The organism is Marinicellulosiphila megalodicopiae, assembly GCF_045862395.1.
Classification (GTDB): Bacteria; Pseudomonadota; Gammaproteobacteria; order Pseudomonadales; family Natronospirillaceae; genus Marinicellulosiphila; species Marinicellulosiphila megalodicopiae.
In genome coordinates, this window is record NZ_AP023087.1 from 3,161,115 (window position 1) to 3,177,408 (window position 16,294).

Below are 16,294 nucleotides of genomic sequence, written 5' to 3' on the forward strand. Positions count from 1 at the left end.
AAAAAGCAATTAGCACCCAACGTGCCGTTAGTCATTTAAGAGAAAATATACCTACAAGTTTCTACTTTAAATAACGCATCACTAACGCATGCTCTAATGCTGACTCACCCAGTTTTTCAATATCAATTGAATCTGGAATCGGCACGTTTACTTTATAGTCTGACCCTGGCACTTCATCAATATCAAATTGGTTTTTACTCAGTTTAATATCATTGAGCACAAACTCTACATTACCTTGAGGCAACATTAATTCTAGTCGATCACCTTTTAAAAATTTATTTTTAGCATGTAATTCCATACGACCATTTTTTACGGAAATCACTTCTGCCACAAACTGTTGTTTGGTTATTTTAGAACTGCCTGTTTGGTAATTTTGGTATTCATCATGAACATGACGACGATAGAAACCTTCTGTGAATCCGCGATTGGCTAAGTTTTCTAAGTTGTCCATTAATGAACGATCAAATTCTTTACCTGCTTTGGCATCGTCAATTGCCTGTCTATAACTTTGCGTGGTGCGCGCCACGTAATAATGAGATTTAGTACGCCCTTCAATTTTTAAAGAATGAATACCCATTTTCATTAATCGCTCAACATGCTGAATGGCTCGCAGGTCTTTAGAGTTCATAATATAAGTGCCGTGTTCGTCTTCAAAAGCAGGCATAAATTGACCAGGACGATTTTCTTCTTCTAATAATAATGCTTCGTCGGTGGGTTTGCCTTCGCCTAATGTTGGCGCAACATCAAAGCCAGTATTGGATGAAGGTGAATCCGTTATGATTTTTTGTTCATTAGGTGTCCATATTTTTGGATCTTTTGGCTCAAACTCACCTAAGATATTTTCTTTGGCTTCGTGCGCTTTGTATTCCCAACGACAAGCATTGGTACAAGAGCCCTGATTAGGATCACGTTTATTCATGTAACCTGATAATAAACAACGCCCCGAATACGCGATGCATAATGCGCCATGTACGAATACTTCCAACTCCATTTCTGGGCATTGCATGCGAATTTCTTCGATTTCATCTAGGGACAATTCACGAGATAAAATAATGCGCTTTACGCCGTTTTTATACCAAAACTTAACTGATGCGTAATTCACCACATTGGCCTGAACCGATAAATGAATCACTTGATCGGGAAATTGCTCTTTCACCATCATAATCAAGCCAGGATCTGACATGATCAAAGCATCGGGTTTCATTTGAATAACAGGTTCGATATCGCGCATGAAGGTTTTTATCTTGGCGTTATGTGGTGCGATATTGGAGGCAACGTAAAATTGTTTACCTAACGCATGGGCATACTCGATGCCTTCAGCTAAATGTTCATGACCAAAATCATTGTTACGCACACGTAAAGAGTATCGAGGCTGGCCCGCATATACGGCATCGGCTCCGTAAGCGAATGCATACTTCATATTTCTTAACGTGCCTGCTGGTGCTAATAACTCAGTCATTTTACTACCTTTGTTTTGATCAAAAACGAGGCATTTTAATGATTTAGAATTAGGGGGAAATACCCTTATGGGGTTAGGGTTTGTCTGGGTTGGATTCTATTAGGATGTATTTTTGAAAGACTAGATAAGAGGTAACTTCATTTATGCATAATCACAAATGAAGTTGTGCAAAAAGACTATCGAAGGCTAATAATGTCCCAGTCTTGTTGTTTGGCATATTGGGTTAATGTTTCGTCCGCATCCACAACAATAGGATGGCTTACCATTTTTAATAACGGTAAATCGTTATGGCTGTCTGAGTAAAAATAACTGCCTTCTAAATCCATAGGGTTAGATTCTAGCCACTCATTTAAACGTGTAATCTTACCGTCTTGAAAACTTGGAATACCACAAGGCTTGCCTGTGTATTTACCGTCTATTTTTTCACACTGGCTAGCGATTAAATCATCGACACCTAAATATTTAGCAATTGGGCCAGTCACAAACTCATTGGTTGCAGTGATGATTAATAAATAGTCGCCTTGGTCTTTATGCTTCTTTAGTAGTGCTTTTGCTTGATCTAGCATCATGTCACTGATCACAGTGTCCATGAATTTTTGATGTAATTCATTTAATTCATCTTGGGAATAAATAGCCAATGGTCCAAACAAAAATTTAGATACTCATTAATGTCTAATACGCCGTTTTTATAATCCAAATAAAATTGATGATTGGCTTGTTTATATACTTTAGCGTCGACCTTTTTTTGATCAACTCAAAAGTTGCCCCACGCATGGTCGCTCTCACCATGAATTAATGTGTTATCTAAATCAAAATTTGCTAATGCCATGGAATTTTACTCGGAGCCCAAAAAGTGGCACCCACTTTTAAAATCAATCACTGCAAACAGCATCCACAATCTAAAACAAATTTAACCCAAACCCACGTTTCACATTATTAAGCACTTGGTTTGCTTCATCCTGTGATCGTTCACTGCCTTCTTTTAATATGGCAATCAGTTGCGATTTGTCGTCTATAAAATTAGCTCTTGCCTCACGTATGGGTTTGATTAAATCTTGCAAACGGTCTTCTAATATTTTTTTAGTTTTACCATCGCCCAACCCACCTGCTTGATATTGTGCTTTCAAGTTGGCCACAAACTTCTCATCACTATGAAACGCATCCAAATAAGTAAACACCACATTGCCTTCAATGCGTCCTGGCATATCAATTGAAATATGATTCGGATCGGTGTACATAGATTTAACCGCTTTAGAAATCGTCTTTTGTGTTGAATCTAATAAAATGGCATTTCCCATGGATTTGGACATTTTTGACTGTCCATCTGTACTGGGCAATCTTGCCACTTTACTTAATAACGGTTTGCATTCTTGTAATATTTTTTCCTGAGCAATTGCATTTATCTTTCTTACAATTTCATTGGTTTGTTCAATCATGGGTAATTGATCATCGCCAACGGGAATCAATGTGGCATTAAATGCAGTTATGTCAGCGGCCTGACTGATTGGATAAGTTAAAAAACCAGCAGGTATTGATGCACCAAACGCTTTATTCGCAATTTCATTTTTAACGGTTGGATTACGCTGTAACCTAGCCACCGAAACCAAATTTGCATAATACATAGTCAGTTCCGACAACGCGGGGATTTTTGATTGTAAACAGATTGTGGTTTTTAACGGATCGATGCCAACAGCTAAATAGTCTGCGACTACGTTTAAAATATTGGAAGACACTTTGTTAGGATTATGTCCGTTATCGGTTAATCCTTGTAGATCTGCAACTAAAATAGTTTGCTTGTATTGATGTTGCAATTTTACTCGCTGCGCTAATGAACCTACAAAATGTCCAAGATGTAGCTGTCCGGTTGCTCTATCGCCGGTTAATACTCGTTGTGTGTTTTGATCTGTGTGAGGTAGTGAAAGGTGGTGCATGTTATTTCTCCTAAGTTGTACTATTAAAAAAAGTACCATCGGAGACATAAATGACGTGTATTCATAAGCTGTCTTCCGACGGCTTTTGAATAGATGTGATTCAGCGCCGTTCTATTAAATAGAACGCCACCAAGACTGTGTGATTTGATTAAATATTTGAACGATTGCCATGTTTAACAACTGTGCTTTGATCATAAAAAAATCAATATACCTTTTTGCCATACAAAGTTAAATAGCACAATTAAATTTAGATCCGAAATATTGGTAATCAAAACATCATGTAAAAGTGAGATCTAACTTTAAAATTTATTTACAGTTCTACGCCCAACCTTTGTGAATTTTAAAATCATTATCCATACGTTCAAGCTCATTAATTTCAAACTCACTAAACCCAGAAGCCAATCGCGCCTCTCTATTAAATGGACCTTTGGGCGGATTTTCTAAATGCTTTTGCACCAATTGTATGAATGTTTGATCACTGTTAATTTGTTGCTTGTCACATTCATGTTTAAACCATCTTGTTGATGACGATATGTGTCCTATTTCTTCATTGGCAATTAAATTCAATGTGTCTACCATCTTTTTATCACCAATGTCTGCAAAACGAGGTATCACAAGGGGCACAGCATCTAATGCTCGCGCCTCTAAAATACGATGCACCACTCCCATTCGCTCTAACAAACTATGGCGAGTGGTTCGCGCCATGCCCCATAATCCGCCATGCACATTAAAGTCACCGTATTCATAACCCAAAATTTTCATAGACTCACATAAAAGATTAAAATGCGTGGCCTCTTCTTTTGCACATTCTACCCAGTCGCGATAAAAATCTTTAGGCAATCCTCGATAACGATAAACACTGTCCCATGCTAAATTGACCGCCGTTAACTCAATATGCGCCAGAGCATGAATTGCACTGCCTTTTCCCGACAGTTTTTTAAAGGGTATGTGCTTAACATTTTGCGGTGCCACAATAATCGGAATGTCTTCTTTTCCTGGATCAAGATGATCAATTACGCAGCAACCTTCATCCCAGCTCAACTTTCCCTGTTCAAATAAATCGGCGCATTCAAATGTTAATGCCATTTTCTCGTGAGGGTTTTGGCATAAGAATATTTTTTGGGCTTGTTCAAATAAGTTCAAAGGTTGGCCTTGGGAAATGGTTTAATTAATGGATAGATGACTATTTTACTCTATTTTGCAGGTATAATCCCCTAATCGATAATAAGGGGTTTTCATGCGTATTTTGCACACATCCGACTGGCACATTGGCCGTCAGTTTCATAATGTCAGTTTGTTAGATGATCAAAAAGTTTGTCTAGAGCAATTAATTGAAATGCTCAAAGTGCAAAAGATTGATCTGTTGTTAATAGCAGGTGACATTTATGATCGATCCGTCCCTCCTGCCGAGGCAGTATCGATATTGCATAAAACCCTATCGCACATTTGTTTAGAGCTTAAAATCAAAGTAGTGATCATCAGCGGTAATCACGACGGCCCTGAACGTTTAGGCTTTGGTGCTGATTTATTACAGCAATCGGGTTTGTATATACTTACCGACATCAAACAGATCGCCTCCCCTATTAAGATTCAGATTAACAACCAAAGCGTGAATGTGTACGGCATTCCTTATTGTCAGCCAGAGCATGTGCGAAATGTGTTTAAAAACGACGTCAAAACCTTTGATGACGCCCATACTTTTTTGGTAGATCAAATTACCCAGTCATTTAATAAAGATGACATCAACATATTAATGAGTCACTGTTTTGTGGGTGGCTCAGAGGTGAGTGAATCTGAGCGTCCTCTTTCTATTGGCGGCGCTGACACCGTTACATGGCAACCGATGGCACAGTTTGACTATGTTGCGCTTGGGCACTTACATGCACCACAGTATCGAGGCGAAACGCACATTCGATATTCAGGCTCATTAATGAAATACAGTTTTTCTGAAGTGAATCAAAAAAAATCCGTAACTATAATTGAATGCTCAAAAGATGAACAAAACAAAAAAGTCACAGACATTCAAATGTTACCCATCAGCCAACCTAAAGACTGTCGTATTATTGAAGACGAGTTTGAAACCATTATCAGAAACTCGTTTACTGACACTCACCCAAATGATTATTTATTAATACGCGTCACAGACAAACACGCCATTATTGATGCCATCGGTAAATTACGCACCAACTACCCCAATATTTTACATCTCGAAAAAACAGGCATGTTAGCCGACACTCAAATCACCTCAGTGACCCGCGAGCAATTAAAACGCAGTGAGTTTGAATTGTTCTCAGAATTTTATGAACAAACTCAAAATGAAAAAATCAGCCCACAACAAACCGAAGTATTAACGGATTTAATCAACCAATTACACACCAAGGAGCCACAGTCATGAAGCCTGTTTATTTATCCATACAAGCCTTTGGCCCCTTTGCGACTAAACAAACCATCGAGTTTGAAAAACTGGGCACCAATCCATTATTTTTAATTAACGGCCCAACAGGCGCGGGTAAAAGTAGTGTATTAGACGCCATGTGTTTTGCATTATATGGCGACACCACTGGTAAAGAGCGCGAAGCTTCAAGCATGCGTTGTGACTTATCAAGCGACACGACACCCACTGAAATTATTTTTGATTTCACCTTGCAAGATAATTTGTACCGAATTATACGCACGCCTTCACAAGAGGTTGCCAAAAAAAATGGCAAAGGCACCACCACTAAAGGCCCTACGGCCATGGTGTATAAAGGAAGTGTAAAACCAAAAAATAACGAACCCGCATCTTTAGATTTATTTGAAGAAGAATTTGAGTTATTGCCATTAAAAGGCGTAAACGAAGTCAATGAATGGGTGCCCCGTACAACAGGATTAACCAGCGAACAATTTAGACAGGTGATGGTATTGCCTCAAGGCCAATTTCGTAAATTATTACTAGCAGAATCAAAAGATCGTGAAGATATTTTTAGTAAATTATTTCAAACTCAAATATACAAACAAATTGAAGACGCACTAAAAGAACAATCAGCAGAATTACGTAAAAACCGCGAAGCGTTGATTGAAAAATTAAATGGCTTATTAGATTCAGTTAATTTAAGCAAAATGGATGAATTACAAGCTGAACTAGAAATCATCACTCCACTGCACAAACAACTAATAGAAAAGCATTTAGCCAGTAAAACCAGTCAAGCTAAAAGCCAAGAGCAGTTTCAAAAAGCAAACCTCATCAATGTCGATTTTAAAACGCGTGACACATTAAAACTAGAGTTAAACCAATCAAACCAACAAAATGATTCAATTAAACAGTTAAGCGAAATAGTTGGGCAAGCGCAAAACGCCTATAAAATAGCGCCTGTGTTACAACAGCTTAAAAAGATTGAAACTCAGCACAAAACAGAATTTGAAAAACAACAAAGCTTTGACAAGATTGATAAAGAATTAAACACACAACTTAAAACGCAATCAAAAACATTACCCGAAGTAGAAGCACAATATCAAAGCTTAGATGCTAAAAAAGCAGAGTTAAACGAGTGGCTAACTAAAAAAGAAGCGTTAAAATTATGGTCAAGCCAAACTCAATCATTAGTGTCTATAAATAAACAACACTTAGAATGTGAATCAAACATAACCAACTTAACTGGCGCAATCAAAACCAATCAAACTCAGTTAGAAGCATTAAGTAATGAGCATAAACAAAATAACGAACAATTAAATCAAAGCGCACAAATTCATGCCGATTTAAACCACTATGAGCGCTTAGGTAAATTAAAAGGCGAAGCTGAAAAACACCAACAGTCGTTAAACACATTACAACAACAAATAAGCGACAACCAAATTCAGCAAGGCACCATTCAAACAGATTTAACCAATCAACAAACTCAGGTTTTACAATTGGAGCTAACCTGGCATCAAGGTCAAGCCTTTGAATTGGCAAGCCAGCTTAAACACAAACAAGCCTGTTTAGTCTGTGGCAGTACCGAGCACCCCAATCCTGCTAAACAAAATAGCGATGTCATTGTCAGCAAAGACGACATCAATGCTGCCCGTGAAATATTAAGTAATATCGAAAAATATTTAGCCAACAATCAATCTGAACACAAATTATTATTAGAAAAAAACCAAACCGCTCAAAACAGATTATTAGAATTAAACGAAGAATTAGGTGAATTTGCACAGCAAAACATTGCTTGGTTTCGCGAGCAATACGCAATCATTAAAGCTAAACAAAAACAGTTAGAAGCATTACAAAAAACCCAAGCTCAAAATGAGACACAACAAACTCAACTTAGCCAAACCATTCAAACTCAAAAACTAGAGCTTGAACAAAGCAATAAACAACTTTCAACTATTGTCATTGAGCGCACTCAATGCCAAACCCGAATCAATGATCTTGAGCAATCCATTCCTAATGAATTTAGAGACAGCCAAACATTAGAGCGTGAAATCACACGTCAAACCAAAGCGATTGCGTTAATTGAGCAACAATACAAACAGCTTACTGACAGTATCAATCACACCAACACTCAGCTTGCTTCTAATCAGTCGTTACAACAAGACAGCCAAGCACGCATCGTTATTTTAAACAGTGAGTTAGCACAAGCACAAACCAAATGGACAACCGCGTTAAATGACACAAAGTTCAAAACCGAACAAGCATTTATAGAAGCAAACATAGCTGAAAATGAACTTGTCCAACACAAACAAAAAATTGAGCAACATCAAACCAAACAAGCTGAATTAACCATTCAAATTAAACAGTTAGACAGCAAGCTGGTTGACACAGCCTTGCCTGACTTAGCGTTATTACAAACCAATATTGAACAGGCCAGCACACAATTATTACTAGATGAAAAAGCATTACGTGAATCAAATAGCAGATTTGATGCATTAAACAATGCGGATAAAAAAATCAAAACCCATCAAGTTAAAATGAATGAGATTGACGCACAATACAAAGTGATTGGGACACTTTCAGACGTAGCCTCTGGTAAAAGCAGTAAAGTAAGTTTGCAACGTTATGTGTTAGGTGTGTTGTTAGATGATGTATTAAATGAAGCGAGTCAGCGTTTACAATTAATGAGTAAAGGCCGATATGTTTTGCGTCGTAAATTAGAAAAAACAAAAGGCAATAAAAGTTCAGGCTTGGATCTTGAAGTAGAAGACGCGTACTCAGGTGCGCGTCGTCCGGCGAATACACTATCAGGTGGTGAATCTTTTATGGCGGCGTTATCTTTAGCATTAGGTTTGTCAGACGTAGTACAAAACTACTCGGGTGGCATTAAACTAGACACTCTATTTATCGATGAAGGGTTTGGCTCACTAGATGTTGAGTCATTAGATCTAGCCATTCAAACATTAATCGACCTACGCAAATCAGGCCGCACCATTGGCATTATTTCTCATGTAAGTGAGTTAAAAGAACAAATGAGTCAGCGCATTGATTTAACGCCGTCAAATACAGGCAGTGTGATTACAATGTGCGCATCCTAGGCTCAAGTTTCAGCTTGTCATCAACGCATTGTAAACCTAAGAATAATTGTCGAAATTCTTGATGATTTTTGCATGACATCAAATTAAAGAAAAAATCGATACAACCAGATATAAGACAAAGCACTAAGATTTTTTATTTTTAAGGAATCTCTGATTTAGAATCCTAAAGACTCAATAAAAAAAATCTTACAATTTTTTTTCTAAAAAACACCCTGAAATTGCGAAAAAACTCGCATACTTCCTAGAATTTGGCTGGTTTGCCAAATTCTAGGCGTAACTCGCCTAGTTCATTTATAAATTCCTCATCATATAAATATTGGCTAACGTAAATAACATCGTCAGCTGTGCCGCATTTTTTGCTAGCCCTTTGTATTTCACTTTTCGAAATCCAAACTGACACTTTACGATTCTAAAAATATGCTCCACCTTCGCTCTTAATTGCGCCTTTATTTTTTCCGTGGCTTTTTTGTCATTGTAAATTGTGCCCGTCCCGTGTTTTTTTACTAATGAACTTGGTCGCTCTGCGATCAGCCATTGGGCTGAAACATCTTTATTTTCTTCACGCTGATCCGCACCTAAATATCCGCTATCACCACCGATTAATTTTTCTTCACCGTGCAATAAATTATGCGCTTCGGTCACATCATGATGATTAGCCGATGTAAATGTCATGCTGTGCGCCACGCTTGTGTACATGTCGACACCCACGTGCGCTTTCATTCCAAAATAATATTGATTCGCTTTTTTGCAGGAATGCATTTCTGGATCGCGTGCTTTCGATTTGTTTTTGGTTGAAGGTGATGCGTGAATAATTGTGGCGTCCATCAGTGTCCCTTCTTTTAATAATACACCTTGATCAACCATAATTTGGTTCATGGCTTGTTGCATTTTTTCTTGTAATTTATGCTTCTCAAGCAAATGCCTAAATTTTAAGATGGTCGTTTCATCAGGAATTTTATGTGTTAATTCTAATCGAGCAAATTGTCGCATGGATGCAATTTCATAAAGTGCATCCTCCATTGATGGATCACTCATCGTATACCAGTTTTGCATTAAATGAACACGAAGCATCGTTTCAAGCGGGTAAGGCTGACGACCTTTTTTATGCATTTTTGGATAAAATGGCTCGATGATAGGCAGAAAAACGCCCCAAGGAACAAGTCCTTCCATTTGATTAAGGAATTTTTCTTTTCGAGTTTGTTTTCGTTTTAAATGGGATTCTGCGTCTGTAAAGCTGAGTTGTTTCATGTGATATATAGGTTTTATTTAAAATTAATGGACACTCATATTTTAGCATTATTTAAACAGAGTTTCCTTAACGGTAATCGAACGCTTGGTATATCGATCCGTTTTTAGCTGATCCACAATACATTTTGCAATGGCCTGTTCACTGACTGAATCAAACACCCCTGTTTTTAATAAATCACTGCATTCATAATCATTATGCTCACTTGATTTAATATTCACAGGTCTTACCACAGTCCATTCTAAATAACTGTATTCTAAAATAATTTCCTGACGCTCAAACTCTTCAATTAACCATTGTGGCCTGTGTTTTTTCCATAACCAATTTGCAAGACTTGACTGGTATAATTCACTTTCGCCGACACCCACATCGGTTAATATAATTAAACGTTCTTTTTTAAGTTGTCGCATTTTATCGACTACTGCTTGTGTAATTATTGAGCGTTGTTTGTGTCCAGTTTTATCTTTTAATTCTGTTTGTGTCATTGGCATTAATAAAATCACCACATCATGCTGATTAATGATTGAGGCCAATTCATTAGCCCCCTGCTCATTAACTAAATATTTCAACACAGACTTTAATGCCATTGATGTGGTTTTAAAATTGTCCTTTTTAAGAAACGACACACAACTGTCACCAATTAGGTTGTCTGAAGCTAATAACAATATATTATTCATAATGTGGGCTTTTTATTATAACGTAAAAGATATTTAATAATGCCAGCGAATGCGTCACAAGCATCAAACTCGACGACTCACAATCGCCAACCAAGGCTGCTGCTCTAAAGGTAAACCTTGAGGGCGATAATAGTGACTCAATACTTCAAAACCCGCTTCATTCAAACAGGCACTCGCCTCTTCAAACTCAATATAATTACCATAACGCCCATTATTCATACCCTCACCACTACCACGTGGATTAGAGCTAAACAAAATTCCACCTGGTTTTAAACTGTCTTTTATTTGAGTCAATACGTTAACCAACGATTGTTTAGGCACATGAAACAACGACGCATTGGCAAACACGCCATCAAATTGATTTCGAGGTAAATCCAACTCTAAAAACGACTGATTTAGAATCTCACAACCTGTCAATTCACGCGCCATGTCACAAAATTCAAGACTGCCATCAAGCCCCACAACCCTGTGACCTAACGATTTAAAATAACTTACATCTCGACCCGGTCCACAGCCAAAATCTAATATGTCTAACTTTGCGCCCGCATCAAACTGAGTCAACAACGCTGCGTAGTTTTGCGTCACATCATGATCTTTTGTGCCCTGCCAGAATGATTGTGCATTTTGGTTGTAATGACTTAATGTAGTTTGGCTCACCATATTAAGCTGGCTGTCTGAGAGTGTGAGTGTCTTTTTCATAAGTTCTCTAAAATAAGGTACAGATTAAATATTGTCATTAAACAGTTCTATGAGTTGCTGTAACGTAACGCTTTATTAAACAATGGAATTAATGATGATACTTCCTAAAGTACGAGTATTATGTTTATTCCCATTTGCGTTTAAAATTGAAACATTTAAAAAAGAAGCTATCTCTCTTAACACCGGCTTAGCAGGAATCATCATTTCGTCATTTTTATAAACAACAATACTGCCATTTTCATGTTCAACTAACTTATAATTTTTATATTTTGCTTCTTTTACAACTGGTATATTTTCTAAATCAATATTCTTTCTGTCGCTTTTTAAGAGTTTGCTGTAAGCAATTTTATCTTTATGCATCAGCGCTTTAGCGTTATCAATTGAAGCATCAAGTAATACTTCAATTTCAAGATCTTCGTTAATTCGCATAATCATTACACGATCAACAAATTCAAGAGTATTTGAATTAAACTTAGCACTGCCTCCTGACGTCATTGCTGTCGTTTTGACACTTATGCGTTCACCAATACTTGAAACTACGTCATATCCTTTTTCATTAGTATTGGGCGCCATCTGACCATTGGTAATAACACAGGAATACAATTCACCAATACGACCTACTAAATGTCTTATTTCTGTGGCAGCAATCCCAAACACCTCTACCTCTTGTTGTAGCATACTAAGGTTATTTGCAAGAGATTGAATGGTTTGCATCTGATTTAAAGCCATGTTTATTTATTCCTAGAATGATAATCAATGTTTAACTTGTCATGCACATATATGAGTACGAGTTCAGTAATCATTGTTTTAATCGTTCTTTTCGATACTGATCGTTATGTTTTTACTTGTTCCAGCAAACCATTTTTGTACATACAAAGACCCCACAATTGGCGCTTTGCCTTCTTCGGGTACTTCTTTATAACGTACGCTGTTTTTGGTTTCTTTTTCGAACTCGAATTTTACTTTTGTTTGGGACATGGTTGCTCCTGTTAACTACTTGTCGTTTTAATGCTTGTTATGATTAGAGGAAATTAAGAATTGGATAATACCATTCAATATTTAGCATAACCATATAGAGTTTGATAACGATTTAAGGACACTATATCATTCATCGAAATAATTATTTTTACAGCACACAAACAAGTCAGCATCACATTAATAGCAATCTGCATTGTTTACAAATAACTTCCATAGGACATCAACATGAGTGGTATTGATTCAGCATTTGCACATTTAAAGTTTTACACCCTTTATATCCAGCCTAATAATATGAGCATGTCTTATTTCGAACCCAATGCCCATACAGAAGCCACGCAACAACTGTTAGAAGTGAGCATTCCTTTTGTAAAACTAATTAATGCATGGCTGACCACTCAAAATATTGAATTAACCTGTGATACTCAGCCTGAATGTTTAACCCAGATTGATCTTACTGAGTGTATTCAAACATTGAGTCAAGACATTCAACTTGGCGGTCAATTTAAAATCAATTTAAAAAGCCAAACACCAATAGATGCTGAACAGACTAATTCGTTAGCCGTAGATTTATGCACTTATATTCAAAACAATTATTCAAAACTAATACAAAGTGATGGCGGTTATTACCAACTCAATGACTATTACGTAAAACCAAAAGCAGTGTCTAAGCAATTCAACTCATTTAATATGACAACCATATCCTATTGGATTTCAACGGATTTAAAAGAAGCTTGGAATCTACAAGTCCAGCAAAATATTGAGCGATCAAGTGAATTTATTAGTACAATCATTAATCAGCTAAAAGAAAGATTATCAATCAAAATTTGTGCACAGATGGATGAAACGCTGACAAGTGTCGAGCAAAAAGATTGGTTAAGTTTTGACTGTTACTTTGAAAACATCAATGTCAGCGGATATTTTAATGAAATATCGGATTATTTTTGGCAAGACTTTCGCGAGCTAATTGCACATAAAATCAATCAAGGAGCTTACGACAATCACATTATTCAATCATTACCACAAACGACGATCGACTATTTTAAAAACAACAAAGATCAAATTATTTTGTCTCCCAAGCAAAGAATAGAATTAAGATCGAATCTTGTCATGCTTAAGCAGAATTTTTCCGACACGTTTAAACCCTTTGATATCGAAGCCAACTTTAATATCAATACCGACATTGAATATATGGAGTATTTACAATATTTCATTAAGTTTTCAGATCACATAAATAACATGACAGCCTTCGACACTGAATTTGGTAATAAGCTAAAAACACACAATGTTAAAAGCATCAGTTTAATGCCATTAACAACTTTAAGCTCATTAGCCCACCCTTTTACAATGAGGGCAAGTTATGAAATACAGATCAACCAATCAACTTACTCTACAAGCCCGATTGATTTTCATAATGATTTGGAACAAGGTTTATTTGAACATTTTAAAACATCCGTAGAAAAATGGATTGATATAGAAAAAGTAAAAAGTATTCACTGATATTCATAGATTTTGGCGTTGTACTTTCCATTACACATTACAAGTTTTCTACTGTAATGATATTGTAAATATTTAATTTTAAAAAAATAGATACTAAAAAAATAGACACTAAAAAAATTAAATTATTATTATCCATGCTAAATTATTAATTTACAGCAACAAAGTTTTTGTTACTGAGTGCATTCAAAATTTTATCAATTGAGTTGCTGTTAAATACGTTTTGACTGTTATTTTAAAAATATTAATGCCTGTGGTTATCTTAATGAAATATCCGTCTACTGTATTGATTTACACCTTTCTTATTTTGTTTTCTATTTAACGCACCCAAGCCAAGTCACTCCATCTTGTTGTGTACGCAGGGGAAAGCATTTGCTGTTTCATGCTCCAACCTTTTTGTAATCCTTCTGCGGCAAAGCTTACTTTTCCAATGCCTGTTTGATTAATTTCATCTAATACTTTCATCAAATTTGGGTGGCGTGTTTTTTGCGTAGTAGGCTCAAACAAATCTTCTTGGTGAATCACTTGTCCATAAAAATCGCAAATCATCACCCCTGCTTTGGCATAACGATATCCATCACGCCAAATTCTGGGTAATAGTTGACTAACCAATTCAATAAAATCTCGTGTATCGTCACTGGCAATTTGCAGTTTTCCTGTAATGGAATTGGCGTATTGTTTGTCGTTTTTAGAAAGTGCGCTGGTACGTAACGAAATACTGATCACTTTTGCGCTTTGTTTTTCTTGGCGTAATTTTTCTACTGCTCTTACGGTATAACTGCACATTGCTTCGCGCATAGATTGATAATCCAATACACGTTCACTAAACGAGCGACTGCATATTATTTGTTGTTTCGTATTAGGCACCTCATCAAGCTTGAAACACACAATACCGTTTAATTCTGATATGGTTTTTTCGATATTCACTGAAAATATTTTTCGCATCAATTTAGGATCACTATCGGCTAAATTTTTTGCAGTATAAATTCCAATATCGTTAAGCTTTTTTGATATTTTCCGCCCGACTCCCCACACATCTTTCACCGCAACCAAAGCCAATAATTTTTGAATTCTTTTTTGGCTGTCAAGGTATACCACTGATTTTGTAGCCGGGTATTTTTTAGCAGCATGGTTAGCTAATTTTGCCAATGTTTTAGTCGGTGCGATTCCTACGCAAACAGGTAACCCTACGTGTTTATAAACGGTGTGTTTAATTTGCAAACCAAACTCGGTGATGTCACTATTTTTTTCAAACCCGTTTAAATTTAAAAACGCTTCATCAATGGAATACACTTCTACTTCACAGGCCAGCTCTTCTAAAGTTTGCATCACTCGTGCTGATAAATCCGCATACAATGGATAATTTGAAGAAAAACACACAATACCGTGTTTTTGAATAAGGTGACGCAACTTAAAAACCGGTTGCGCCATGTTTATATTTAATGCTTTTACCTCCGCCGAACGCGCAATAATACAACCGTCGTTATTTGAAAGTACCGCTATGGGTGTGTACTTTAAATCGGGACGAAACAATCGCTCACAAGAGGCATAAAAATTATTGCAATCTACCAACGCAAACATATTGTTATTGCTTAACTAAATTGCGTAACACATTTGTGACCACGCCAAATATTTCTAAATCCGCCCCTTGTGGAATCACAATTGGGCTATATTTTTTATTACGCGGCATTAACTTTAATACAGGTTTTAAACACAGCTGTTTAACAGTGAGTTCGCCCTCAAATCCAGCAATCACAATTTGGTTATGTAACGCGGTTAATGATCGATCCACCACAAGAATATCCCCCGTATAAATACCAGCCTCAATCATTGAATCCCCTTGCACACGCACAAAATACGTAGAAGCAGGATGCTCAATGCAAAGCTCATTTAAATCCAATCTTTGTTCAATATAATCTTGAGCAGGCGATGGAAAACCTGCAGATATACGCTCTAAAAACATTGGCAATTTTAACGCAGGCAAAGACGAATCCGCCCTGCCAAGTACCCAGACACTCATACTTGCCCCTTTTTACATATACTGGATGGATATACAGTATATATTCTTTTTTAGGATTTGCACCAGAGATTTTGTCAATTAATGTGAACAAACTTTAGTTGTATCCATTCAACACAATCCGTAATTACTCAAATTGTGCTCGCCATGATGCTTAGTTGATCAAGTGCAGCACAGCCTAATACTCATCTTTGCTCATTTCAAAAAGCGCAAGTAAGGACTCAGGATGTTGATACAATTGCACTGGCAAGGCTCTTTATTATGCTTCTGGGGTGCTGGATTTTTTGAGAAAAACGATTGTGACCT

Annotated in this window: 14 protein-coding genes; 3 read left to right on the plus strand and 11 right to left on the minus strand. The window is 36.8% G+C overall.

Annotated elements, in window-relative coordinates; translation table 11 throughout:
* Positions 1 to 61 precede the first annotated feature (61 nt).
* The 4 genes from yegQ to TYM08_RS13700 form a co-directional block, all read right to left on the minus strand.
* Positions 62 to 1,459 carry a tRNA 5-hydroxyuridine modification protein YegQ gene (yegQ, locus tag TYM08_RS13685; RefSeq protein ID WP_422379709.1) on the minus strand — a complete coding sequence of 466 codons (1,398 nt, stop codon included), beginning with the start codon at positions 1,457 to 1,459 and terminating at the stop codon, positions 62 to 64.
* Positions 1,460 to 1,635: 176 nt separating this feature from the next.
* Positions 1,636 to 2,097 carry an HAD family hydrolase gene (locus tag TYM08_RS13690; protein WP_422379710.1) on the minus strand — a complete coding sequence of 154 codons (462 nt, stop codon included), beginning with the start codon at positions 2,095 to 2,097 and terminating at the stop codon, positions 1,636 to 1,638.
* Between the two features lie 261 nt (positions 2,098 to 2,358).
* Positions 2,359 to 3,390: a tryptophan--tRNA ligase gene (gene trpS / locus TYM08_RS13695; RefSeq protein WP_422379711.1), complete on the minus strand. Its 1,032-nt coding sequence runs from the start codon at positions 3,388 to 3,390 to the stop codon at positions 2,359 to 2,361.
* 318 nt (positions 3,391 to 3,708) lie between these two features.
* Complete coding sequence (locus TYM08_RS13700) at positions 3,709 to 4,533, minus strand: ferritin-like domain-containing protein (protein WP_422379712.1); 825 nt, start codon at positions 4,531 to 4,533, stop codon at positions 3,709 to 3,711.
* 94 nt (positions 4,534 to 4,627) lie between these two features.
* Between TYM08_RS13700 and TYM08_RS13705 the strand changes: the two genes are divergently transcribed.
* Positions 4,628 to 5,785 carry an exonuclease SbcCD subunit D gene (locus TYM08_RS13705; protein ID WP_422379713.1) on the plus strand — a complete coding sequence of 386 codons (1,158 nt, stop codon included), beginning with the start codon at positions 4,628 to 4,630 and terminating at the stop codon, positions 5,783 to 5,785.
* Positions 5,782 to 8,877: an AAA family ATPase gene (locus TYM08_RS13710; RefSeq protein WP_422379714.1), complete on the plus strand. Its 3,096-nt coding sequence runs from the start codon at positions 5,782 to 5,784 to the stop codon at positions 8,875 to 8,877. The genes TYM08_RS13705 and TYM08_RS13710 overlap by 4 nt, the downstream gene beginning before the upstream one ends.
* Before the next feature lie 291 nt (positions 8,878 to 9,168).
* Here the strand turns inward: TYM08_RS13710 and TYM08_RS13715 are convergent, their stop codons facing one another.
* The 5 genes from TYM08_RS13715 to TYM08_RS13735 form a co-directional block, all read right to left on the minus strand.
* Positions 9,169 to 10,125, minus strand: a complete 957-nt coding sequence (locus TYM08_RS13715) for an IS5 family transposase (RefSeq protein ID WP_422379715.1) — start codon at positions 10,123 to 10,125, stop codon at positions 9,169 to 9,171.
* Between the two features lie 48 nt (positions 10,126 to 10,173).
* Positions 10,174 to 10,800: an NAD(P)H-binding protein gene (locus TYM08_RS13720; protein WP_422379716.1), complete on the minus strand. Its 627-nt coding sequence runs from the start codon at positions 10,798 to 10,800 to the stop codon at positions 10,174 to 10,176.
* A gap of 63 nt (positions 10,801 to 10,863) precedes the next feature.
* Entirely contained in the window at positions 10,864 to 11,499 is a 636-nt protein-coding gene (locus TYM08_RS13725; RefSeq protein ID WP_422379717.1) for a class I SAM-dependent methyltransferase, read from the minus strand.
* Between the two features lie 75 nt (positions 11,500 to 11,574).
* On the minus strand, positions 11,575 to 12,228 hold the full coding sequence (locus tag TYM08_RS13730; protein ID WP_422379718.1) for a DUF6998 domain-containing protein: 654 nt from the start codon (positions 12,226 to 12,228) through the stop codon (positions 11,575 to 11,577).
* Between the two features lie 78 nt (positions 12,229 to 12,306).
* Positions 12,307 to 12,477 carry a hypothetical protein gene (locus TYM08_RS13735; RefSeq protein ID WP_422379719.1) on the minus strand — a complete coding sequence of 57 codons (171 nt, stop codon included), beginning with the start codon at positions 12,475 to 12,477 and terminating at the stop codon, positions 12,307 to 12,309.
* Positions 12,478 to 12,702: 225 nt separating this feature from the next.
* Between TYM08_RS13735 and TYM08_RS13740 the strand changes: the two genes are divergently transcribed.
* Positions 12,703 to 13,974 carry a hypothetical protein gene (locus TYM08_RS13740; protein WP_422379720.1) on the plus strand — a complete coding sequence of 424 codons (1,272 nt, stop codon included), beginning with the start codon at positions 12,703 to 12,705 and terminating at the stop codon, positions 13,972 to 13,974.
* Between the two features lie 315 nt (positions 13,975 to 14,289).
* Here TYM08_RS13740 and umuC read toward each other — a convergent pair whose 3' ends face one another.
* Positions 14,290 to 15,552 carry a translesion error-prone DNA polymerase V subunit UmuC gene (gene umuC, locus TYM08_RS13745; RefSeq protein ID WP_422379721.1) on the minus strand — a complete coding sequence of 421 codons (1,263 nt, stop codon included), beginning with the start codon at positions 15,550 to 15,552 and terminating at the stop codon, positions 14,290 to 14,292.
* A 4-nt stretch (positions 15,553 to 15,556) separates the two neighbouring features.
* Entirely contained in the window at positions 15,557 to 15,991 is a 435-nt protein-coding gene (gene umuD / locus TYM08_RS13750) for a translesion error-prone DNA polymerase V autoproteolytic subunit (RefSeq protein ID WP_422379722.1), read from the minus strand.
* Positions 15,992 to 16,294: the final 303 nt, after the last annotated feature.

What these genes read in the sequence shown, in the direction of transcription:
- yegQ (WP_422379709.1), bottom strand. Translation starts at nt 1,459, where the DNA reads ATGACTGAGTTATTAGCACCAGCAGGCACGTTAAGAAATATGAAGTAT.
- trpS (WP_422379711.1), bottom strand. Translation starts at nt 3,390, where the DNA reads ATGCACCACCTTTCACTACCTCACACAGATCAAAACACACAACGAGTA.
- TYM08_RS13705 (WP_422379713.1), top strand. Translation starts at nt 4,628, where the DNA reads ATGCGTATTTTGCACACATCCGACTGGCACATTGGCCGTCAGTTTCAT.
- TYM08_RS13710 (WP_422379714.1), top strand. Translation starts at nt 5,782, where the DNA reads ATGAAGCCTGTTTATTTATCCATACAAGCCTTTGGCCCCTTTGCGACT.
- TYM08_RS13715 (WP_422379715.1), bottom strand. Translation starts at nt 10,125, where the DNA reads ATGAAACAACTCAGCTTTACAGACGCAGAATCCCATTTAAAACGAAAA.
- TYM08_RS13720 (WP_422379716.1), bottom strand. Translation starts at nt 10,800, where the DNA reads ATGAATAATATATTGTTATTAGCTTCAGACAACCTAATTGGTGACAGT.
- TYM08_RS13725 (WP_422379717.1), bottom strand. Translation starts at nt 11,499, where the DNA reads ATGAAAAAGACACTCACACTCTCAGACAGCCAGCTTAATATGGTGAGC.
- TYM08_RS13730 (WP_422379718.1), bottom strand. Translation starts at nt 12,228, where the DNA reads ATGGCTTTAAATCAGATGCAAACCATTCAATCTCTTGCAAATAACCTT.
- TYM08_RS13735 (WP_422379719.1), bottom strand. Translation starts at nt 12,477, where the DNA reads ATGTCCCAAACAAAAGTAAAATTCGAGTTCGAAAAAGAAACCAAAAAC.
- TYM08_RS13740 (WP_422379720.1), top strand. Translation starts at nt 12,703, where the DNA reads ATGAGTGGTATTGATTCAGCATTTGCACATTTAAAGTTTTACACCCTT.
- umuC (WP_422379721.1), bottom strand. Translation starts at nt 15,552, where the DNA reads ATGTTTGCGTTGGTAGATTGCAATAATTTTTATGCCTCTTGTGAGCGA.
- umuD (WP_422379722.1), bottom strand. Translation starts at nt 15,991, where the DNA reads ATGAGTGTCTGGGTACTTGGCAGGGCGGATTCGTCTTTGCCTGCGTTA.